Source organism: Nostoc sp. DSM 114167 (assembly GCF_052692655.1).
Genome location: NZ_CP195116.1, coordinates 5,901,252 through 5,923,143 on the forward strand (window position 1 = coordinate 5,901,252; position 21,892 = coordinate 5,923,143).

Consider the following 21,892-nt stretch of genomic DNA (forward strand, 5'->3'; position numbering starts at 1 on the left):
AAAATTAAAGAAATTTTCATCCGTTTTCGAGGTAACTCCAAAAATGTTTAGCACTAACTTTGATTTTGAGAAATTAATTCAGCCTATCGATACCGTAACCTTCTTTAAAGAATACTGGGAGCGGCAGTGCCTTGTTGTTTCACGAAAAGAAACAGATTACTATTCAGGTCTGTTTTCCATGAAAGATGTTGACTCGCTCATTCGCTTTAGTGGTATTCGCTATTCTGACTTTAATGTATCGAAAGTGGCAGATGATTTTTCTAATCAAGCGAATAAATTAGGGGGAAAAGGCTCTATAAATCCCAATGCATCTCCTAGTATTTATCAATTTTATGATGCCTATAATCAAGGCAATACCTTGTGTATATTTCATCTACAACAGCATTGGGAAGCGATCGCCACACTTTGCAGAAATCTGGAACAATATCTCAATCATCCAGCGAATGTCAATCTTTACCTGACCCCTAAAACTGCTCAAGGATTTCCTCCCCACTTTGATACACACGATGTTTTCGTTCTTCAGCTTTCGGGAACTAAACTCTGGCGCACCTATGATTCCTACTGGGATTTGCCAATGCTAGAAGATGCTCAACGATTACCACAAGAAGTATTACGGGAGCAACTAAAGGCTCCTAATCATGAAGTTGAACTCAAGCCAGGTGATATGTTATATATCCCGCGTGGTTTTGTGCATGAAGCCAAGACGTTGGATACTTCCTCACTTCATATCACCGTCGGCATCCCTGTTTATCGCTGGGTTGATCTGATTCAAGAAGCTTTCACATCGATTGTGCAGCAAAATGTTGAATTTCGCAAAGCAGTTCCCGTTAGCTTTTTGCGTGACGATGATGCTAGGACGCAGACCAAAAATCAATTGAAAGATTTACTCAAAACCTTCGCTAGTAGCGTTGATATTGATGATGCAGTTGAACGACTAACTATTAAGTTCATTGGCTCACTGTCCCCACTCGCAGATAGCCATTTCAGTAAATTGGACGAGTTGCAACAGATTGACTTGGATACTCACGTTGTCAAACGCCAAGGAATGATTTGCACAACCGTCAGAAAAGGAGATGTGGTGATGATTCAATTTCCCCAAAACAGAGTTGAAGGGCCAGCATACGTTGAGCCAGCTTTCCGCTTCATTGCTGAGTCAGAAGCTGCATTTGAGATCAAATCGCTGCCCGATTTTGCCAGCGACAATAGCAAGATCGTGTTGGTACGCCGTTTGCTCAAAGAAGGATTGTTAACGATTGTTTGAAAATAAAAATAGTCAGGACTTACGCTATTGCATTAGACTTCTTGCAGAAGTGGGGAAAAGCGTAAGGGGTAAAGGGAAAAGCGGCTCATAAAAACCCTTTTCCCTTTAACATGCATCCCTTTCCCCCTCTTGCAAAAGTAACTTTTGCAAGAGGTCTATTAGTTCTGAAGGGTAAAAAAGTTCGTAGTAAGGACTTTAGTCCTGGATTTTTAAGCACTGAAGTGCTTACTACAAACTCAGAAATACAGCGTCCTCATATCAAGCCCCATTATTTAGTTATGAAGTTCCCTTTTCCCTTTCCCCTTTAACCTTTTCCCTACCCGAAGGGTTTAACATAGATCGCTACGCAGGAAGCCAGGTGTGTAACCAACTATCTCGGCGCTTTGCGAAGTCGTAAAGTAAATCTTGCCGTTGCTCGCGCAAGCAGGAAAGGGCTTGATGTTGGGGCATGGCAGTGCTAGCCAGCCCTTTGAGTATTGCGAGTTGGCGTTGCCAAGTGGCTAAATCTTCCACGGGTTCCACAAAGCGAGCGGATACCTGTTGCCCAGCTAATAATGTGTCATAGGAGTGATCGTCAGAGAAAAACTCTGGCGGATGTAGTGTATAAAACATCGAATTTCGATAAGATAAGGGCGCTCGCTCGCTAAACAATGCTAATCGCTCTACTGCGCCAGAGATATCTGTGTTTCTATTGGCTGCTTGCCAGAAAGGAGTAGATAGACGGTGATTGAACTTGTAGTGAATTCCGAGAAACCAACGCAGGGCATCCCAACGATCGCCAATTTTGCGGTTGAGTACAGATTTCACCCCCTCATCTTGCTTTGATGCTGGAAAGTTGGTAAGTAGGAGTTCCAATTCGAGAACGATCATGTGGATGGCTGTGGATTCTAAGGGTTCGACAAACCCATAAGAATTGCCGATCGCCACAACGTTGCCTTTCCAAAAATCCTCATGCCGCCCGGAACGAAACTTTACAAGCCAAGGATCGCCCATCCCCGGATTTTTGGCACGCATTTCCTCTAGGGCTTGATCGGCACTACAAAATGCTGAAGAAAACACATATCCCCGATGATCGGCATCTTCAAAAGGGATATTCCAGCACCAACCATTATTCATGGTTTCGGCGAGAGTATAAGGTTTAATAGTGCCATTATGAGGGACGGTAGCAGCGATCGCTCGATCGGTGTTGAGGGTATCTTGGTAACTTATGAATTTTGAGCCAAGTTTTTGCTCTAGCAACAACGAGCGAAAGCCGGAACAATCAATATATAAATCGTAAGTTAGTTTACGCCCATCCTCAGCGATTAGATGGGTAATGGTTTCACCATCGGCAGATATCTGGGCATCAGAAATTTGCACGTCAATATGCTGTATCCCGGCAGCGATCGCTTCCTCTTGTAGGTAACGAACAAACCGCCGATTATCGAGGTGATACGCCCAGCGAATCTGGTGAAGTAGAGACAATGGAGTACCATCGCCCCGATCGAAAATCGGAGCGCGATCGCCACTCATCAGCATTGCCCCTAATGACTGATTGTTCAGCGTTGAATCATAGAGAAGCGATTCTAGCAAGCGTCCGCGCTGAAACGGAAATGTAAATTCATAATCACCGGGCAGTCCCCACTGAAACTTAATCCCCAACTTCCATGTAGGAAGCACGCGCTGATAAAAATCAACGATGTCTAGCCCTAAAAAGCGGGGACTATGGAGAAACTTAACCAGTTCTGGAGTAGTTGCTTCGCCGACGCCGATCACCGGGATAGCACTTGATTCTAGCAAAGTTACCTTGATGTCTGGTCTGAGAGCGCGAAAGGCTAAAGCCGTGAGATAACCAGCTGTACCACCACCCAAAATGCCCACCGTTTTGCAAGGATCGGCTGCTGCACGGATTGTAGCATTGGGTGAGTTTGGCCAGATCCGACCGATTTCTTGGGCAGCCGCAGCGATCGCATTTCGTTGCAGCACTCCCAATGGTTCATCTAATTGCGATGTACACTGCTGACATTCACCGCTAGGAAGCAGCCGCTTAACAGTGCCATCGCCTTGTCGATTAATTTTTACAACGCTGGTGGCGCGAGTTGCTGTTAAGTTCAAACCTAAGATGGAAATCGCTTCTTCAATACATACCTGCGCTATGGAGGGCAAAAGTGGACTATTTGCCTGGTTAAGGATGGGGGTTGACAGTTGCGGCAAAATATCCTGTAAAACCGATGGAATACCTTCTAAGGTAATGACTCGACAACTAAAACAAGCAGTTGCACCCCGAATCACTGTTGGCCCGATGAGTGCTGTTTCTGGGGAAGCAGTGACGAATAAACACGGTGTGCCACTGGCTAGGGCTGACTTGTTGACATCGAATAGGGCTTGATACGGTACACCTTCCAAAGCGCAGATTACAAAGTCGAATTCTTGAAATTCAAGCCCAGAAACACTCACAGCTTCTAGACTATTTGCAGACACTTTCCAAGAGCCATTGAGAAGTATCCGTTCTTGCTGGAGAGCGAGAAATTCCGGCGTTTGACAGGAAGCAAAATCTGTGAATGAGAAAGCGCGGTGATTTTGAAAACCATGTTTAGCAAAGGCTTGATTGAGAGTATCGAGTAACTGGTGATTGCCGATGATAGCGATCGCCTTTTGGCGTACTTGTTCGGGAACTATTGGCAATTTCCAGTCAGAATTTACGGGTGCAGTTTCAGTTACTACTTCCTCTAAGATATGCAACTGACTTAAAGCCAAGACAATCTCATGTAAGTAGTTGCGATCGTATGAATTTGCAAGTTCAGCATAAATTGCCTCAAGCGATCGCACCCCATCGATTAGCGCCAGTAGTTCCCGGATGGTACTGGGGCTAATGCCTTCGAGGGCGAACACTTCGCCGTCCACCCAGCTACAAACCTCACCCGTCTCACTGAGGATTAAATGGGCATTGGGGTTAACGCGAGGCACCTGGGGAATGGTATTTATGAAGTCAGCCATTGACATTTTCTTTCTTTAACAACCTGAATCGCCTCATGGATTGATAAGGCGTTAGTACACTGCTTCGTGAAATAATTTTGGATTTGTCGCCAACGATCTAAATCTAAGCTGTCATTGTGGCTTTGATACTTCGTAGCCACTCGTTGACCCATGAGTAAATTCAGATAACCGTTGTATCCAAAAACACTATTGGGGCAAAGCAGAATTTGACCAAGGCTTGATGGGCCATTGTGTTGAAAAAAGTCTACTATTGCTTCGGCATCACCAATATCAGTTTGATGCCAGCAGTGTTGCCAGAATTCTGATTCTACTCGGTGATTGAATTTGAAGTGAATCGACAAAAAATCACGAATATCATCCCACTTTTGGGCGATCGCTCGATTCGCAAGATTAATTAAGGCTGGGGTGGGTTGCTGGTCGGAATCAATCAACACATCGCACACACATTTAATGGTTTCGCCAATCATGTGTAATCCTGTTGATTCTAAAGGTTCTACGAAACCGGAAGCGTTGCCCACCGCGACGACATTATTTACCCAAAATCGTTGATGTCGCCCTGACTTGAACCTCACAATACTATGGCGATCGTTCATCAGAGGATTGTGCCGTTTCATCTCTTGCAAAGCATCATCATCATTGATAAAAGCCGATGAATATACATAGCCACGGTTGACTTTATCCGGCAAATCAATTTGCCAACACCACCCACTCTGCATGGTTTGGGCAGTTGTGAAAGGGTTGATTGCATCATCTCGCATCCATGTGCCTGTGACAGCAGAATCGCAAAACAAGCTGCTGGCAAAACTACAAAAAGGTTCTTGCAGAATCTCTCCTAGCAACGCCGAGCGAAAACCAGAACAATCGACAAATAGATCGCCAGCCAGCATTGTGCCATCATCAAACTTGAGTTGGCGAACATAGCCATTTTCGGCGACTTCAATATTTACAACAGGTTTATCAATAATCTTGATATCAATTTCTGTTGCCCTTCTTTCTAAATAAGAAACGAAACTAACATTTTCAATATGGTATCCAAAGCGTTCATCAACTACGAAATCGCCATTTTCTCTGCGGAAGCAAGGTGACTTGCACTGCTCCATCAACAGTGAATAAAGGCTGGATTCTGTGGTGGAATCAAGGCAATAGTAAGCAGTGCTTTTGCTCAAAACACTGAGTTTATCTGCTAGATGAGTCACAAAAGGATAGTTGAAGTGAGACTGGCTAGAATCTCCCCAAATAAACTTAATTCCTAGTTTCCAAATCGGTTGGGTTTCTTCATAAAATTGCTCTCGATTTAATTCTAGATACTGATGCAAAAACCAAGGTATCCAAGCGGTAGTTGCTTCACCCACTCCAATAATCGGAATGGTTGTGGAATGGACGACTACCACGTTCAAAGCTGGCATCTTCACCTTCAACGCTAAGGCAGAGAGAAATCCAGCACTCCCGCCGCCAAAAACTACAACATTGTGTATTGTCTTTTCCACACCTATGGCCAGAAATGTTAATGAGAACTTTAGCGCTTCTGGGTTGAGTTCAATACAGACCTAACCCCCAGCCCCTTCCCTTATAGGGAAGGGGAGTAACATTCAAAGCCTCTCCAATAATAAAAGCTGCTCCTTTTCCCTCTCCTCTTAGGAGAGAGGAATGGAAGTGAGGTCAAAGTGTATTGCATACAAACGAGAAGTGTTATATCTAATCTCAGTAATGCTCTATATTAGAGTATGCAAGCTTAATGGAATTTAGGAATTATTTGCTACCAATCTTAGCAATTGATATTTAGTTCTTAACTTCTTTAAACATTTCCATCTTTTGCTGTTTAAATCGGCTAGGATTTTTTGACAGTACCAGCTACGGAAACAATTCTCATGCGTGTCACTATCTGTGGTCATGCTGCTTTATACATCGAAACGATCGATCAACGCATCTTGCTCGATCCATGCTTTTCGGATACACTCGTCAAGGGTACGCTTACGTACTATCCTGGTCGAGTATTTGAGTTAGACAAACTGCCAAACTTAACAGCTTTGGTGGTAACTCATGGACACTTCGATCACTTTCACCTAGAAACGCTCCAAAAACTGCCGCGCGAACTGCCCGTAATTACTGCGGATGAACCGGCATTAATCGAACAGCTGCAAAAGATTGGGTTCTCAAAAATAATTATCTGTCAGCCTTGGCAAGCGATCGCCCTTGGACAAACTTACTTGCTCCCCACGCCTTCAGACCACGAAGAACCGGAGTTTGGGCTGTTAGTTCGAGATGCAACTGGCACATTCTGGCACATGGCAGATGCAGAAGTAACGGCGGAAATTGGCGAACGAATCACCCAAGAATACGGTGCGATCGATCTAATTTCCACCAAGTATCAACCAGTAGTGCGTGCGAGTATGGGCTATCAGCACGGTATGGGAGCAACCTTCGATCGGCAAGGGGTAGTTAGTTGGTTGGAAGCAGCGTGTGCTTGCAACCCTGCTTTGGTTTTCCCTTATGCTTCCGGTCTGTGCTTTAGCGGTCGCCACGCCTGGTTCAACCGCTATGCCTTTCCCTTAAGTTCAGAAGAAACAGTTCGCTTGTTGCAGCGTCGGCTTGGTTCCCCAGAGCGAGCAATAACGGTGCGTCCTGGTGATGCGATCGAGCTGCGATCTGGGCAATCTCCGCAGCGACACGAACAATCATCTCATTTTGTCCGAGCAAAGCCATCTTTTGAGTTGCGTTGGGAACCAATCGATATCAGCACTCTTACAGGATTGTCCACACCTGAAGAACGGCGTACTTTGCAACGAAAACTGGATGCATTGCTAGCAGGATCTTTTATTTCCTGGCTCAAACAAAAAGTCAAACAAGCTGATAGCAGTTGGGCTAGTTTCCCTACCGAGCAAGTTGTTTGGCAGTTGGTAGTTCATGCTGGAGATGGAGAACGGCTAAATTATGCCATTGATTTCCGCTTAGAGGATTTTTCCGTGTTAGCGGGTGAGCATCCAGAAGCAAACTTCTTTACCCACATCGCCGGACAAGCTGTTGACGATGTGATGACGGGTAAAATGCCGGGGCTAATTTTTTGGCTGGCGGGTGAGGCTCGTAGTTATGAAAAGGTCATTTGTGTACGCAATAATCGTTTCGAGTCTCCTAAGTGGCCGAAAACACCCGAAGATTTCCCATCAGACCCACTTACTTATTATCTGCGTCATTTTGGCACTGGAAAAACTTCTCTCGTTGAGTCGGAATTGGCTGATGGTGAGTTGGAGAAAGCATCAAATTCCCCTGAAAGTAGCGATGATATTCAAATTCTCACCCGCTTAGGTGAGAACGAAGAAGTGATGAGTAAAAAAGTCCTACTGGCTTATTTAGCAGTTAAAGAAGCAGAGCGTTTGGGGCTGAAGATTTCTGATGCGGAAATTCAAACAATGTCTGACTCCTTTCGAGAGCAGTTTAATTTGCTTGATGGCGAAGATACAGAGCAATGGTTAAGGGAAGCAGGATTGAGTCTTGAGGGATACTCAGCTGTAATGCGAGATTTTACCGCAGTAGTCAAGTTAGAGCAACATTACACTAGGGCGATCGAGCCACTGCTCACCAATCATCGCCGCGTGGCTACAGCTCGCTCGCGGAATTTTAGATTTTAAATTTTGGATTTTGGATTGAATGATTCAAAATCTAAAATTTCAAAAGGTTTGAGAGCAAGATAATTTAAACGCGAGAACAAATCTAAAATCCAAAATCTAAAATTAATTGACAGCAGCCCTGACTTGATTGCTGGGGTCAATCTAAAATCTAAAACTTGTACTGAGCGACTCGTACCGACTTGTGCCGAGCGAAGTCGAGGTAGCGGAGCCGAGGTAAGTCGAAGTATCCAAAATCCAAAATTCTCGATTGATGAATCATCCCAGCAAACAATTTGAGCTTAGTCCCATTGGCATCTTGCGGGCTGCTGCTTGGCCAATTGAGACTATTCAAAGTTTTGGCCATCAAGAACTCGCAAGCCTAGCGTTAGCAGCCAGCCGTACAAAGGATGCTGATATCTGGAAAGAATATGCAACAGCCTATCAACAGGTACATGAAGACGATCGCCAGCAACTTTGGCAGATGACCGCAGCAGATTCATGGTTTATGAAAGCCCTGCTGTTATCTAATCCCTCCCTTGTCACGGAGGTGCAGCGTGTAGCTTTCACAAGGCAGGGAAAACGGACTAAAAAAATTCGCCATCTGGAGACGGCGCTGTATCGTTACCTAGCGCGGGCTGCGGGACGAACTACACCTTATGGTTTATGGGCTGGTGTGAGTTTAGTTGAGTTTACCAAGGTAGCACAGCATAATCATGTAGAATCTCAGTATTCATTTACACCCGATCTTCGCCCTTTTCAAACAATATTGCGATCGCTAGCTCAACGTTCAATTTATCGTCAACGTGCAACTTGGCGATTGAATCCTACCTTGAAGCGACAAGCAGATGGTTCCTGGCGGTTTTGGGGACGCACTCCAGATGGGTTAGTTGAGCAGCGGGAAATCGAGTCTCAGGAAATTGTAGACATCCTCTTGGAAGAACTGACCAAATTGGAGCTAGGGACATTAGACGAACTAAGCAAAACAGTGTCAGCCTCACCTCGCTGGAACCATGCAGCCGCAATAGAGGATATTCTACATCTCTTCATTGATGGAGGTGTGCTTTTAGGCGGACTTGACCTGCCCCAGCGATTTGAGAATTGTTGGGAAGCATTAGCAGTTGCGGCAGACAAGCTGATTGAGCCAGATCGCGGTCTTTGGAACAGTGCTATTCAACAACTGCATTCCCTTTGCGATACTCTGGCGGCAAAGCTTGATTTTATATCTCTAGATGCACTTGCAGATTATCTACAACAAGCAAAGACCTATATTCAAGAACTCGCCCAAGCCCTTGATGTTTCACTCGTTCAGCTATCGGATCTAGTGCTGCACTGTGATTTAGGGCTACCGTTTCGCATTGCCATCGATGAGGCGCAGCAAAACACTTTGCTGGAAACACTCGCAGACTACGAGCGTTGCTGGATTCAGGGTGCAAGTCCAGCCTCAGCAATGCGGATGGCGTTTCGCGAGCGACTGAAACAGGAATTTGCGGCGGGTATTGCACTTGGCGATCTCAAATCCACCTTGGTTTCCGAAATGAGAACGGCTCATCGCCACCCTGAAGCGATCGCTCGGTTGGAGGCGTGGGAGCGATCGCTGTCGCAAAATCAAGAGGTAGTCGTTCTCGAATCTGGCAGTAATTCGCCAAAGTCCGCTCTTTCCACAGCCCCTTTCGGTTGCTTATTCGCGGGTCTATTTGAGTCTTTCCAAGTGGTAGTTCACGGGATTAGTGACGATCCGGTGCCAATCTTTGCCCGATTTCAAGACTTACTCAATGGAAATAATTTATTATATTCTTGGTTTCAACAGAGGCTTGACTGTTTAGCCAGCCAACATCAAATTCAGGTTGCAGAATTACAAAGTCCCTTTGAGCCAAACCCAAATGTTTTAGCTCGTCCCAATTTCAATATTCTTCCTATTGAGTTGTGGGGCGCGAGTCAAGATAGTTTATCCCTAGTCGATGCAGAAATTTTTCTAGATCCAAAAACACAGTTGCCATTTTTAAAATTGCGATCGGCTTCGCTAAAACCTGTTGCAGTGTTTTGGTTTTCATTGGCTGCGGTTAATGCCCGCGACCCCATCTCTGAACAGTTACTTTGGACTACCTTTCAAGATAACCCGATGGCAATCTTTCGCGCTGCCACAGTGCCGATGCAGATTGAACTGAATGTACCTCGTTTTACTCCTCGTGTTCAGTTACCAAAAGAAGCGATCGTCCGTCCTCGGCGGACAGTTTTGAGTGGGCAAGTCTTAGCAGAACTCGCCCAATTGACTGAAATAGAGCGCTTTGCCAGATGGCAGCAATTAGCTGCTGAGTATGGCTGGCCGATGCTGCTTAATCTGCAAATAGAGGATAAGCCTTCACTGCTTTTACATCGGGACAGCCCTTTAGCCCTAGAGTCCTTTTTCAAAAAAGACTTACAAAAACACACCCGATGGCTAATTGTAGAAGAGTTAGTCAATCAACCTTGGCTACTTGATTCTAAAGGGCAGCATTATATGGCAGAACTTGCCTTACCCTTTGCCCGCACCGAACATGGCTGGTCATCGCGTAGAGATGAAAGAATTTTAGATTTTAAATTTTGAATTTTGGATTGAAGAATCCCTGACCGAATTTTAGATTTTAAATTTTGGATAATGAAATTGAAGATTTAAAATCCAAAATTTAAAAAATCTCAGAGCAAGCGAATTTAAATGCGAGAATAAATCCAAAATCTAAAATCTAAAATCTAAAATTGTGTGACTTGATTGCTGGGGTCAATCCAAAATCAAAAATCAAAAATCAAAAATTTAATGATACGTCAAAGATTAAGCAGCAACATTAAATTTCAACTCATCTATCAGGACGAAACCAAGTTTGGTAGTGCTGTGACTGGACAATGTGACAACACCATCCGTCGCTACTGCACCAGCGTCACAGCACACCGTAGTCGATATGGTCTTGCAAATGTGGTGGTTCATGCGCGTGAATTACTGGCACAGACAATGGTTTCGGGTGGTCTGGCGGATTTGTATCAGCGTCCTAATATCCTTTTGGAAGATTGGCTATATCCCGATCCTAAAGCCGTTAAACCCGTTGCCCTTGAGCTGGAACGCAATATTGGCGAAACTATCGTCATCCCAAAATTATCTTCCAATCTCCTATCTGAGCTTGCTTTGTATCTGGGAGAATGGCAACAAGGAAGTAATGCTCCAACTACAACCATTGCTCGCGAGTTATGGAACGCATTGGGTGATTATGGCGCACTGGTTGAAGTCAACGAATTATCCGTCAAGCCGCAACTAGGCCATGCCACTTTTGTCGGTCACTCCACCCTCCGGCTCAGTGATGGCAACTTTAGCATTCTTTTCGATCCATTTCTGTTGCCCAAGTCTGAAGTTTATCCGCCAAACTACCAACCCCTCAGCTTAGAGGAAATGGGACAACCCGATGCAATATTTATCACCCATTCTCACCCCGATCATTTTGATTTAGGAACCTTGCTGCGAGTTGTTGCTAACACACCAATCTTTGTTCCCGAAGTGAAGCGAGAATCTGTACTGGCAATTGATATGGCGTTGCGGCTGCGTCAGCTTGGATTTGAGAATATTCACACATTACGCTGGTTTGACGAAACTCGAATTGGTGGAATGCGAGTGATTGCCCTGCCCTTCTACGGGGAACAGCCAACGGTTGCTCAAGCCCTCCACCCAGAGATTCGCAATGAGGGCAACACTTACCTGATTGAGTATTGCGATCGCCGTGTTGCGCTCACCGCAGATTCAGGGAGTGACTGTCTAGGAGATGTCAAAAAACTCGCAGCCGTAGCCTTAGAGCGTTATGGTTCCCTTGATACTTTATTTGGTGGATATCGAGGTTTTGGACTGTATCCGATTCAGTATCTCTTTTCATCAGTCGCTCGCTATCTTCCTTTTGTGCCGGAGAACAGCTGGCAAGTCCGCCAAAAGATGATGTGCGATGCCGATGATTTAATTGATGTAGCGGAAATTTGGAATGCTAAACGAATTGTACCGTACTCTGATGGCGGTGCGCCTTGGTATTGGCAGCGCGGTCTTGGCCCTTGTCTTGATGGATCGCAAGCACACATTATGGCAGTCGATCCAACCCCAGAGCATGTTTGCCAGGTAGCAAGTGTGCGCTCTGGAACCCGCAAAGATGGAGCGATCGCTTCTCCTGTACCGATTTGCTTGCTTCGCCCTGGAGATGCCCTTGCGTTTGCCCAAGAGGATACGCAAGTAATTCAAAACCAATCTTGGCCATATTCTATGATTATTGACAACTAAAGTTATTCCAAAAATCGATTCAGGTAGCGTTATCCTTGATGTAATGCGATGTCTGGCGACAAGCCGGTTCTCTACGAGAGGCTTTGCCAACACGTCTGTGCCAATATTTAAAATGTGAGCTAGTTATGGATACCGTAATTACACCAGAAAGAATCGAGTTACCACCTGGCGCAGTGTTGAAGCTTTTGGGAGATTGGAAAGACTATCAAGTATTGAGTCAGCAACTAGGCGATCGCTCCTCGCCTCGCATTAAATATCGCAAAGGAGAAATTTTACTGATGGCACCGTTACCAGAGCATGGAAGAGATGCGAGTTTGCTAGCAGATATTGCTAAGGTTTTGCTGGATCATTTAAACCGTGCATACGAGTCATTTACGCCCATTACCATGAGCTTGCCAGAAATTAGTGGTATTGAACCAGACTTTTGTTTTTACATTGAAAATTCCAGAGCAGTAGTAGGCAAAAAAAGAATTAATTGGGAGTCAGATCCACCACCAGATTTAGCAATTGAAATAGATGTGACAAGTTACACTGACGTTAATGATTTCTTGCCTTATCGAGTGCCAGAAGTTTGGATATTAAAGAATAATCGGTTATTAATTTATCGATTGCAGGGAGAAAGTTATGCACTTACAGAAAGCAGCTACTTTCCTAACGTCAGAGAAATTGTGCAGCAATGTCTCCAAAGAGCTAATGAACAAACAACAAGTGAAGTCATTAAGTGGTTAAGGAACTATTTACATGGACAACAGTAAGAGCGTCATTACGAATTACGAATTATTTTAATCCCTTCAATTTGCGAAACTCCTGGACAACATCTTTAACATTACGTAATTCTCCCTCAACTAAATAATTTAATTGTCGCATTTCATCTGCTGAAATCTTGCCAGCGAGGGAAGCGATCGCTGTTCTTAATTCGGGATATTTTTTTAAAGTTTCTTGTCGAACAATTGGTGCAGCTTCATAAGGAGGAAAATATTTTTTATCGTCCTTTAGCACCACTACATCCAAGCGGGAAATCTGCCCATCTGTGGAACTACCCGCCACCATATCTACTTGTTTTTGAATCAAAGCACGATACACTAAACCCAAGTCCATAATTTGGGGAGGTTTAGCAAAAAGTAACCCATAGGTTTTAGCTAATCCCGGAAAACCATCTTCCCTTTCCAAAAATTCATAGCCAAAACCGCCGCGCCACTGAGGTGTATATTGAGAAGCTTGGGAGAGAGTTTGAATATTGTTACGCTTGGCATCTTCACCCCGGATAATCATCGCAAAAGTATTTTCAAAACCCAAAGTTGGCATGACTTCTAAATTAAATCGCTGGGCATAAATTTGTTTTAACTTCTGATAAAGTTCTTTAGGGTCATTAATTGCTTTTTGCTTTAAAATTCCAGTAAAAGATGTGCCTGTGTACTCAATATATGCATCAATTTTTCCAGAAGTAATCGCACTATGACAGATAAAAGAACCACCCAAACGGAAGCGACGATCTACTTTTAAATTAGTTGTCGCCTCAATTTGCTGTGCTAATAGTTCACCTAAAATATCTTGCTCGGTAAAATCTTTGGAAGCAACAACTATATTACCACTGCTACTACTATTTAAATTCGGCGTGCAGGCAGCGATCGCCAATAACAAGGCAAAACTCAAAAAGCAAAGTGTGAAAAATCTCTTCATTAATTTTTAATTTTTAATTTATTCTCTATCCAGCCAATTACAAAGTCAGCCAATAATGCAATTACTGCCGCCGGAACTGCACCAGCTAAAATTAACTGATCGTTCACTACTGATATGCCGCGAAAAATAAATACTCCCAAACCACCAGCCCCAATTGCGGCGGCAATAGTTGCAATACCAATGGCAATTACTGTTGCGACTCGCACACCTGCTAAAATTACTCCCATTGCCAAGGGAATCTCAACTTGCAATAACAATTGTCTATCTGTCATTCCCATACCTCTCCCAGCTTCTCGAATAGCTGGATCGATGCTAGTTATACCTGTGTAAGTGTTACGAATTATCGGCAGCAAAGAATATACAATCAGGGCAACAATTGCTGGTACTGCACCAATGCCGCCAATTATGGGAATAGGAATGAGTAAGCCAAACAGCGCCAAACTGGGAATAGTTTGGAAAATATTCGCGATGCCAAGAATTGGTTGACGGAGATAAGTTTTACGTGTAATTAAAATACCTAATGGAATGCCTACAAGGATGGCAATTCCAATGGCGATGCCTACTAAAAAGAGGTGTTCTAGAGTATGCTGAAGAATTTCTGGGGCATACTTAACCAGGAAGAAATTTTTCATAAAGTATCTTGCAGGGAACGCAGACATTCGAGAAAGGCGAGGCTTTCTGGGTGTTGCGATCGCATAAATTCATCTTTTGTCCCCAATACTATCAATTTTCCGCCAGACATTAAACCAATTCTCGATGCCAACACAAAGGCTTCTTGAATATCATGGGTGACGAAAACAACTGTTTTGCCTAACTCTTGCTGCAAATGCCGAAACTCTTGTTGCAGTTCGAGGCGCGTAATTGGATCGAGTGCGCCAAAGGGTTCATCCATCAACAACACCGGCGGATCTGCTGCTAAAGCCCTGGCTACACCGACTCTTTGCCTTTGTCCTCCCGAAAGTTCGTGCGGATAACGTGTGGCGAATTGTGCTGGTTCTAAGCCTACCAATTGCAACAGTTCATAAACCCGCATTTTAATTTGTTTCGGTTGCCACTTTTCTAAAGACGGGACTAAACCAACATTGCGTTCGACAGTGAAATGGGGAAATAAACCAATTTCTTGAATGACGTAACCAATTTTTCGCCGCAGTTTAATTTCATCCCATTGAGTTGTGGGAATACCATCAAATAAAACTTCGCCTTGTGTAGGTGTAAATAGGCGATTGATCAACTTCATTGTCGTGGTTTTACCGCTACCACTGCGCCCAAGTAATACCAGTGCTTCTCCTTGGCGAATGGTGAAATTGAGGTTTGACACCAATGGGCGATGATTGCGGCTAAGGGTGACATCGCGGAATTCGATGGCGGTTTGGTTATTTTGCGGCATGAGTGGCTTTTGGTATAGGCATATATCACATTATTTGTTGATTTTGCTATTATGCTAACGCCTGCGTTGACCTATTCAGATTTTGGCGCTACTGCTAAGAATTGCCTTAAGGCTTTACAGTAGGGAAAAGATCGGAAAGTACAGACAGTAGAAAGCAATAGGTACAACAGTTGGTAATAACTATATTATGAACTCGTTTGAAAGTATAACAATTCAAGGATATCGTCGCTTGTATAATGTACAAGTTGATATGCATGAACGACCCCTGACGGTGATGATTGGTGCTAATGGTGTAGGTAAAACCTCTCTGTTAGAAATTTTTTCACTTTTAGCAGCATCAGCAAATGCTCAACTAGGAACCAAAATTTCCGAATTGGGTGGACTGGGTGATATTATGACGCGCGATCAAGCTAGAAGTATAACAATTTCCTTGTCCATGAGTGTGCCTGGTTATGCACCACTCGACTACTCGCTAGAAGTTGCTCCTAAAGGGTTAGCATATGAAATTGCTTTAGAAACACTTACTCAACAAAACGATCGCCATGCATCAGAACCCTTTAAACACATTGACTCTCGTGGTTTAGATGTTAAATATTTTAATACAGAAGATCAAAAGCTATTGCGCCCAAATTGGGATCATAATCCCTTAGAAACTTCTCTTGCTCAAGTTCCCAAAATGTACCAAGAGCCAGAAAATCTGCGAAAAAGATTAGCTTCTTGCACTTTTTATGGAGCATTAAATGTTGCTCCTAAAAGCCCAGTTCGTTTACCACAATCAATGCGTCCAGTGACCTTACCAGGTTCTCATGGAGAAGATTTAGTTTCCTGCCTTTATTATTTGCGAGAAACTGACTCAGAACGATTTGAAATTATTGAAGATACCCTTGCTGCTGCATTTACAGATTTTGAGCGTTTATCGTTTCCGCCAGTAGCAGCAGGAACTTTAGCAATGACTTGGAAAGACAAAAATTTTTCTAAGCCTCTTTATATGCACCAGTTGTCAGAGGGGACTTTACGATTTCTTTGGTTAGTAACACTGCTGCAAAGTCCAGATTTAACTGCTGTCACTCTTATTGATGAGCCAGAAGTCAGTTTACACCCAGAATTATTAAGACTATTAGCTGATTTAATGCGCGAAGCTGCCCAACGAACTCAGCTAATTGTGGCAACCCATTCAGATAGATTAATAAAATTTTTAAAACCTGAAGAAGTTCTAGTTTGTGATTCTGAGGATGGTTTAACAACTATGAATTGGGGTGACTTTTTTGATTTAGAAAAATGGCTAGAAGATTATAGTTTAGATCAAATTTGGGCGATGAACTTAATCGGTGGTCGTCCATGAGAATAGCAATTTTAGTTGAGGGTGCAACAGAAAAAGCTTTTGAGCCGATTTTACGAGATTTCCTGAAGTCGCGCTTGCAACAAAAAATGCCTAAACTTCAGTTTATACCTGATGATGGTCGGATTCCCAAAGAAGAAAAACTCAGGCGTAAGGTTGAGAATTTACTGACAGGGAGAGATGCTTTCAATGGTGTGATTGCACTAACAGATGTTTATACAGGAACCAATGATTTTTAAGATGCAGCAGATGCTAAAGCAAAAATGAAAATGTGGGTGGGGAATAACCCAAATTTTTATCCCCATGCAGCGCAGTATGATTTTGAAGCTTGGCTACTACCTTTTTGGCCAACTATTCAAAAATTGGCTGGACATAATAAGTCAGCACCAAGGGGATTACCTGAGCAGGTGAATCACAATAAACCTCCGTCATATCATATTAAAGAAATATTCGAGTTAGGTAAAAAACGCAGTTATAGTAAAACTCGCGATGCTGCCAAGATTTTAAAAAACAATAATCTAATGGATGCAGTCAATCTGTGTGCTGAATTAAAGGAATTTTTGAATACTATTCTGTCTCTTTGTGAGATTGATTTGATTCCATGACTGAACTGCCTCAATTAAACGGCTCGCGTTAAATTAGTCTGAGTGGCGATTTTCTCCAAAGTAGGGAGTACCTAAAGCTTTCGGGGGTGTAGATTTCCCCAGCTTACCTACTAATGCCAATAAAGCGATCGCATAAGGTAGCATGACTAAAAATTGGTAAGGGATATTTGCCCCTAATGCCTGAATTCGCAGTTGTAAAGCTTCTGTAGCCCCAAACAGCAAACAAGCTAAAGCACTACCAAAAGGATGCCATCTGCCAAAAATTAATGCGGCGATCGCAATAAATCCTTTACCTGCACTCATCCCCTCGGCAAAAAATCTTACTTGTACCAGAGTTAAATAAGCACCTCCTAAACTTGCAAGAGTGCCACTGATCGCTACAGCGATATAACGAACAAATGGTACGGAAATTCCTGCCGTGTCAGCAGCTTTCGGAGATTCACCCACTGCCCGCAATGTCAGCCCAAAGCTAGTTTTAAATAAAATGTATGTAGTTAAAATAACTAAGATAAATAAGAAATGTACTAAAATATCTTGCTGAAATAGTAGCGGCCCAATCAGGGGAATATTGGCTAAACCAGGAATCATAATTGTCCCAATTCCAGGTAACTGCTGCGTACTACTGCCATTAAACACTAATCGAGCTAAAAACGATGTTAACCCAGCTGCGACAAGATTAATTGCTAGCCCAGATACCAATTGATCGACACGCAAAGTTACACACAAAATAGCATGGAGTAGTCCGACTAATCCCCCCGCAATCAAGGATGCAAGGATACCAAGCCAGGGATTGCCGGTGTAGAAAGTGGCAGCAGCACTAGTAAAAGCACCTGTAAGCAACATTCCTTCTAAAGCGATATTTAACACCCCCGATCGTTCCGAGTACAATCCTCCAAGGGCTGCAAATGCTAAGGGGACGGCTAAACGTAAGGTAGCTATTAAGTAATCAGAGAAGAAGTTGAGATTATCCATAGAGTTATACCATTGTAGAGACGCGATTCATCGCGTCTTTACCCAAGGATATGTTGCAATCATTAATTGAATTGGTAGTATTTTTTTTAAACGCAGAGGAACGCAGAGGGAAGCGCAAAGTATTGCAGAGTTTTCTTTGTGTTCCTCTGCGTTAAACCTTTGCGTCCCTTTGCGTTTTTACTCTTATTTCTCTTTCGACTGCCAAACCGATCGCAATAAATAACACCATAAACCCCTGAATCGCGTAAACTACAGTTACCGGCACACCTGCACTACGCTGCATCACATTTGCACCACTGCGAAGCGCTGCAAAAAACAAAGAAGTTAAGACTACACCGACTACACTACCACGACTTAAAAAAGCGATCGCAATGGCATCAAATCCATAACCTGGGGAAACTTGTTCAAATAGCCGATATTTCAACCCCATCACCTCGCAACTTCCAGCTAACCCAGCGAAACCACCCGCAGCAGCCATCACCAGCATAATGGTACGTTCAACAGATATGTGGGCATAACGGGCGGCAATCGGGTTAAATCCCACTGCTGTAATTTGATAACCTAATGGCGATCGCACTAACAATACCCATAAAATACCTGCGGCAATTAAACCGAATAAAATACCAGCATGGGCCAGGCTTTGTGGTAAGATAATCGGCAAACGCGATGTTTTAGCAATTAATGGCGAATAAGGACTAGGCGCACCTGTTGCCATTAATGGGTTTTGGACGAGGTAGCTAACTAAATTCACGGCGATATAGTTGAGCAACAATGTAGTAATTACTTCATTCACTCCGCGTATGGCTTTGAGATAACCAGGAATCCAACCCCAAACTGCACCAAAGAAAAATCCTGCTAAAAGTGCTAAGGGAATATGAATCACCGCAGGTAATCCTTGCACGTATAACCCAATTAAAGTACTTCCCAACGCACCCAGATAAATTTGTCCTTCTCCACCGATATTAAATTGCCCAGCCCGCAATGCTATTAATACGCCTAAACTGGTAAACAATAGCGGTGTCATTTTGGTGAGGGTGTTACCAAATCCAAAGTAGGTAGAGAGAGATTCTTGAAATAAGATGCTGTATGCAGTGATGGGATTTGCCCCAGCAATTAGCATCAGGATAGCACCGACGATGAGGGCGGAGGCAATGGCAATTAGCGGTGATAGGATTGGTAACAGGAATTTCATGCGATTACTTGCGATCTTTAGGTTTGGAGATATGATTTTTTATGCAGTTCATTCACTCCTCAAAGTTGAATCAAATTGAACAATTCATCAGACATCTATCAGGTTAATTTTGTTTTGAGTGTTCTGCTGATTTTGAAATGCTGCAATCTCATCAGCAGTTAAAGTCACAACCTTACCATTTTGCATAATACTAATTGATTGCCCAAGCTTACGATGTCTTTCAATCGCTGCTGCAATTGCGGCTTTGACTCCAGCATCAATTTTGCTTGATAAAAGCTCTAATTCTTGTTCAGCCATTTTCCTGTCCTCTGATTTGATTCCAAATTGCATTTTTATAAACAACTTGTTGTTGACCACGACAATACTCAGCTACTAACTTAGTATCATTGTTACAGTTATCATAGATAATCCAGCGATCGCACAAAGATAAGTATAAATAAATCAAATTTCTTCGCCCTTGTTGATAGCGTCTACGAATCACATCTTCTGGAATCGAGTGTCCACCACTAGCAACCCTTGCTGCTACTCGTTCTACTGCTAAGTCAACGCTTTGTAACCAAAAGTATATCAAGTTAATTGTGTAGCCTTTTGCTTTACAATCAATAATAAAAGGTGCAAAACTTCTAGCTGCTAGCGTCGTTTCAAAAGCAAAATCACTACCGGAATTAGATAATGTCCGCAGTCGCATAATCATTAATCTTCCTGCTTCTATAGCCATTGAATCGGGATTTAATGGAGATAGTCCAGCAGCAATAGCATCTGCATTTACGTACTCAAAGCAATCTAGAAAATTTGGTAATAAACTCATCGATACGGTGGTTTTTCCTGAACCATTTGCACCACCGATGATATAAAGACTCGGCATTTTACTCTCTGGGTGTTCCCCCAGCCATCAACAAACCAATTTCTTCCACCTTCGCCGTAGCTGCATCCAAAATAGCCACAAACTCACCTCTGTAGATTACGGCAATGCGATCGCTCATTGCCATCACTTCTTCTAACTCAGTAGAAATATACAAAATTGCCGCACCGCGATCGCGTTCTGTTAAGATTCGAGACTGCACGGCTACTGTCGCGCCGACATCTAACCCCCTGGTGGGTTGCATGGCGATAATTAAAGCTGGTGTTTGCGCCAGTTCTCGCGCTAACACCACTTTTTGTTGATTTCCTCCCGAAAGCTGACTTACTTTGATATCAATGCTATTCGCCCGAATGTCAAACTCTTGCATTGCAGCTTGGGCACGATTTGCGATCGCTTCTGGTTGTAACAAAAAACGGCGACAAAATGGCAGATATTTAAAAGCTTTTAAAATCAAGTTTTGGGCGATGCTAAATTGCAGCACCAATCCCATTGTCTGCCTATCTTCTGGGATGTAGCCCACTGAGGAATGTTTGGGCGTAAACTCAATTTTACCCTGCTTAATAGTCCGCACAAGAGCGATGTCTGCGACGGGCTTTGCCAACGCATCAGCTAATTCTCGCTGTCCATTGCCTTCGACACCAGCAATTCCTAAAATTTCTCCCGCCCGCAGTTCAAAAGATACGTTATTTACAGCAAGAATATTTCTTTCATTAGTAACTTGTAAATTTTGCACCGATAAGATGATTTCTCCTGGTAATGTCGGACTTTTATTTAACTGTAAAGCTACTTCTCGTCCTACCATCAATGTTGCTAACTGCTGAGGTGTCGCCGCTTCAGTTGATGTTGTTCCTACTACTTTTCCCTGACGCAAAACTGTGACTGAATCACAGAGATTCATTACCTCTTCTAATTTATGACTGATAAAAATGATTGTATTCCCTGCGGCTGCTAATTGGCGCAAAATAGCAATCAATGATTCTACTTCTGGCGGTGTCAAAACTGCTGTAGGTTCATCAAGAATCAACAACTTTGCTCGACGGTAGAGAACTTTCAGAATTTCTACCCGTTGTTGTGCCCCAACAGATAAATTTTCAACTTTGGCAGTGGGGTCAATTTCTAATTTATAAGCTTGGGATAAGGCGGCGATTTCTTGCTGTTTATCTTCTAGATTTAGCCGCCAAGTTTTCTCCATTCCTAAGATGATATTTTCTGTAACAGTCAATTTTGGTACAAGCATGAAATGTTGGTGAATCATGCCAATCCCTAATTTAATTGCCTCATTTGGTGAAGTGATTTTTAGTGGTTGTTCTTGGAGATAAATCTCACCAGCATCAGGTTGATAGAGTCCACTAATAATATTCATTAAAGTACTCTTGCCTGCACCATTTTCGCCTAGTATTGCATGAATGGTTCCAGATGCAACAGAGAGGTTGATGTTGTCGTTTGCAACAAAAGACCCAAAGCGTTTGGTAATATTGTTTAAGCGTAAATAGTTCATATTCGCAAAACTGATAGCTCGTTGAGGACTGTAGTATACCTCTTGCAAAATTTCCTAACATCCACCCCCAACCCCACCCCTTTGTAAAGCTAAGGTGTACACACAAGTCAGATCCAGTTTTTGGGGATAAGCCCCCATTGTAGAGACGCGATTCATCGCGTCTAAAATACTGGCGCATTAGACAGACGCGATAAATCGCCGTCTCTACAAAGACAATTATTCCTGTTTTTAAT

The 21,892-nt window shown here is 43.2% G+C and carries 16 protein-coding genes and 1 pseudogene; 7 read left to right on the forward strand and 10 right to left on the reverse strand.

What is annotated here, in order from left to right; genetic code table 11:
- The first annotated feature begins 43 nt into the window (after positions 1–43).
- A complete protein-coding gene (locus NSTC731_RS25100) occupies positions 44–1,261 on the forward strand; it encodes a cupin domain-containing protein (protein ID WP_445627301.1) in 1,218 nt (405 codons plus the stop codon).
- A gap of 342 nt (positions 1,262–1,603) precedes the next feature.
- Here the strand turns inward: NSTC731_RS25100 and NSTC731_RS25105 are convergent, their stop codons facing one another.
- Both NSTC731_RS25105 and NSTC731_RS25110 read right to left on the reverse strand, forming a co-directional pair.
- The gene (locus NSTC731_RS25105) at positions 1,604–4,237 is read right to left on the reverse strand and encodes a tryptophan halogenase family protein (RefSeq protein WP_445627302.1); all 2,634 of its coding nucleotides are present in this window, start codon (positions 4,235–4,237) and stop codon (positions 1,604–1,606) included.
- Positions 4,222–5,724, reverse strand: a complete 1,503-nt coding sequence (locus NSTC731_RS25110; protein WP_445627303.1) for a tryptophan 7-halogenase — start codon at positions 5,722–5,724, stop codon at positions 4,222–4,224. Before NSTC731_RS25110 ends, NSTC731_RS25105 begins: the two co-directional genes overlap by 16 nt.
- A gap of 351 nt (positions 5,725–6,075) precedes the next feature.
- Here NSTC731_RS25110 and NSTC731_RS25115 point away from each other — a divergent pair, with 351 nt between their 5' ends.
- The 4 genes from NSTC731_RS25115 (at position 6,076) to NSTC731_RS25130 (ending at position 12,879) form a co-directional block, all read left to right on the forward strand.
- Positions 6,076–7,863, forward strand: a complete 1,788-nt coding sequence (locus NSTC731_RS25115) for an MBL fold metallo-hydrolase (protein WP_445627304.1) — start codon at positions 6,076–6,078, stop codon at positions 7,861–7,863.
- Positions 7,864–8,113: 250 nt separating this feature from the next.
- Complete coding sequence (locus NSTC731_RS25120) at positions 8,114–10,426, forward strand: lantibiotic dehydratase (RefSeq protein WP_445627305.1); 2,313 nt, start codon at positions 8,114–8,116, stop codon at positions 10,424–10,426.
- A 207-nt stretch (positions 10,427–10,633) separates the two neighbouring features.
- A complete protein-coding gene (locus tag NSTC731_RS25125) occupies positions 10,634–12,124 on the forward strand; it encodes an MBL fold metallo-hydrolase (RefSeq protein ID WP_445627306.1) in 1,491 nt (496 codons plus the stop codon).
- A gap of 125 nt (positions 12,125–12,249) precedes the next feature.
- Positions 12,250–12,879 carry a Uma2 family endonuclease gene (locus NSTC731_RS25130; protein WP_445627307.1) on the forward strand — a complete coding sequence of 210 codons (630 nt, stop codon included), beginning with the start codon at positions 12,250–12,252 and terminating at the stop codon, positions 12,877–12,879.
- A 22-nt stretch (positions 12,880–12,901) separates the two neighbouring features.
- On the opposite strand, the gene NSTC731_RS25135 is transcribed toward NSTC731_RS25130, so the two are convergent.
- Genes NSTC731_RS25135 through NSTC731_RS25145 form a run of 3 tightly spaced genes read right to left on the reverse strand, consistent with a single transcriptional unit; the run spans position 12,902 to position 15,191 of the window.
- The gene (locus NSTC731_RS25135; protein WP_445627308.1) at positions 12,902–13,804 is read right to left on the reverse strand and encodes a glycine betaine ABC transporter substrate-binding protein; all 903 of its coding nucleotides are present in this window, start codon (positions 13,802–13,804) and stop codon (positions 12,902–12,904) included.
- A complete protein-coding gene (locus NSTC731_RS25140) occupies positions 13,804–14,436 on the reverse strand; it encodes an ABC transporter permease (RefSeq protein ID WP_445627309.1) in 633 nt (210 codons plus the stop codon). The genes NSTC731_RS25135 and NSTC731_RS25140 overlap by 1 nt, the downstream gene beginning before the upstream one ends.
- Positions 14,433–15,191, reverse strand: a complete 759-nt coding sequence (locus NSTC731_RS25145; protein WP_445627310.1) for an ATP-binding cassette domain-containing protein — start codon at positions 15,189–15,191, stop codon at positions 14,433–14,435. The genes NSTC731_RS25140 and NSTC731_RS25145 overlap by 4 nt, the downstream gene beginning before the upstream one ends.
- Before the next feature lie 187 nt (positions 15,192–15,378).
- On the opposite strand from NSTC731_RS25145, the gene NSTC731_RS25150 reads away from it, so the two are divergent.
- Both NSTC731_RS25150 and NSTC731_RS25155 read left to right on the forward strand, forming a co-directional pair.
- The gene (locus tag NSTC731_RS25150; protein ID WP_445627311.1) at positions 15,379–16,533 is read left to right on the forward strand and encodes an AAA family ATPase; all 1,155 of its coding nucleotides are present in this window, start codon (positions 15,379–15,381) and stop codon (positions 16,531–16,533) included.
- Positions 16,530–17,135 (forward strand): annotated as a pseudogene (locus tag NSTC731_RS25155) (DUF4276 family protein). The gene NSTC731_RS25150 and the pseudogene NSTC731_RS25155 overlap by 4 nt, the downstream one beginning before the upstream one ends.
- Positions 17,136–17,168: 33 nt before the next feature.
- Here NSTC731_RS25155 and NSTC731_RS25160 read toward each other — a convergent pair.
- The 5 genes from NSTC731_RS25160 to NSTC731_RS25180 form a co-directional block, all read right to left on the reverse strand.
- Positions 17,169–18,107, reverse strand: coding sequence for an ABC transporter permease (locus NSTC731_RS25160; protein ID WP_445627312.1), 939 nt, complete (start codon positions 18,105–18,107; stop codon positions 17,169–17,171).
- 151 nt (positions 18,108–18,258) lie between these two features.
- Positions 18,259–19,299, reverse strand: coding sequence for an ABC transporter permease (locus NSTC731_RS25165; RefSeq protein ID WP_445627313.1), 1,041 nt, complete (start codon positions 19,297–19,299; stop codon positions 18,259–18,261).
- An 87-nt stretch (positions 19,300–19,386) separates the two neighbouring features.
- Entirely contained in the window at positions 19,387–19,596 is a 210-nt protein-coding gene (locus tag NSTC731_RS25170) for a hypothetical protein (RefSeq protein ID WP_445627314.1), read from the reverse strand.
- A complete protein-coding gene (locus NSTC731_RS25175; RefSeq protein WP_445627315.1) occupies positions 19,589–20,164 on the reverse strand; it encodes a zeta toxin family protein in 576 nt (191 codons plus the stop codon). The genes NSTC731_RS25170 and NSTC731_RS25175 overlap by 8 nt, the downstream gene beginning before the upstream one ends.
- Before the next feature lies 1 nt (position 20,165).
- The gene (locus tag NSTC731_RS25180; protein ID WP_445627316.1) at positions 20,166–21,659 is read right to left on the reverse strand and encodes an ABC transporter ATP-binding protein; all 1,494 of its coding nucleotides are present in this window, start codon (positions 21,657–21,659) and stop codon (positions 20,166–20,168) included.
- Between the last annotated feature and the right edge of the window lie 233 nt (positions 21,660–21,892).

What these genes read in the sequence shown, in the direction of transcription:
- NSTC731_RS25100 (WP_445627301.1), top strand. Translation starts at nt 44, where the DNA reads ATGTTTAGCACTAACTTTGATTTTGAGAAATTAATTCAGCCTATCGAT.
- NSTC731_RS25105 (WP_445627302.1), bottom strand. Translation starts at nt 4,237, where the DNA reads ATGGCTGACTTCATAAATACCATTCCCCAGGTGCCTCGCGTTAACCCC.
- NSTC731_RS25120 (WP_445627305.1), top strand. Translation starts at nt 8,114, where the DNA reads ATGAATCATCCCAGCAAACAATTTGAGCTTAGTCCCATTGGCATCTTG.
- NSTC731_RS25125 (WP_445627306.1), top strand. Translation starts at nt 10,634, where the DNA reads ATGATACGTCAAAGATTAAGCAGCAACATTAAATTTCAACTCATCTAT.
- NSTC731_RS25130 (WP_445627307.1), top strand. Translation starts at nt 12,250, where the DNA reads ATGGATACCGTAATTACACCAGAAAGAATCGAGTTACCACCTGGCGCA.
- NSTC731_RS25135 (WP_445627308.1), bottom strand. Translation starts at nt 13,804, where the DNA reads ATGAAGAGATTTTTCACACTTTGCTTTTTGAGTTTTGCCTTGTTATTG.
- NSTC731_RS25140 (WP_445627309.1), bottom strand. Translation starts at nt 14,436, where the DNA reads ATGAAAAATTTCTTCCTGGTTAAGTATGCCCCAGAAATTCTTCAGCAT.
- NSTC731_RS25145 (WP_445627310.1), bottom strand. Translation starts at nt 15,191, where the DNA reads ATGCCGCAAAATAACCAAACCGCCATCGAATTCCGCGATGTCACCCTT.
- NSTC731_RS25150 (WP_445627311.1), top strand. Translation starts at nt 15,379, where the DNA reads ATGAACTCGTTTGAAAGTATAACAATTCAAGGATATCGTCGCTTGTAT.
- NSTC731_RS25160 (WP_445627312.1), bottom strand. Translation starts at nt 18,107, where the DNA reads ATGGATAATCTCAACTTCTTCTCTGATTACTTAATAGCTACCTTACGT.
- NSTC731_RS25165 (WP_445627313.1), bottom strand. Translation starts at nt 19,299, where the DNA reads ATGAAATTCCTGTTACCAATCCTATCACCGCTAATTGCCATTGCCTCC.
- NSTC731_RS25170 (WP_445627314.1), bottom strand. Translation starts at nt 19,596, where the DNA reads ATGGCTGAACAAGAATTAGAGCTTTTATCAAGCAAAATTGATGCTGGA.
- NSTC731_RS25175 (WP_445627315.1), bottom strand. Translation starts at nt 20,164, where the DNA reads ATGCCGAGTCTTTATATCATCGGTGGTGCAAATGGTTCAGGAAAAACC.
- NSTC731_RS25180 (WP_445627316.1), bottom strand. Translation starts at nt 21,659, where the DNA reads ATGAACTATTTACGCTTAAACAATATTACCAAACGCTTTGGGTCTTTT.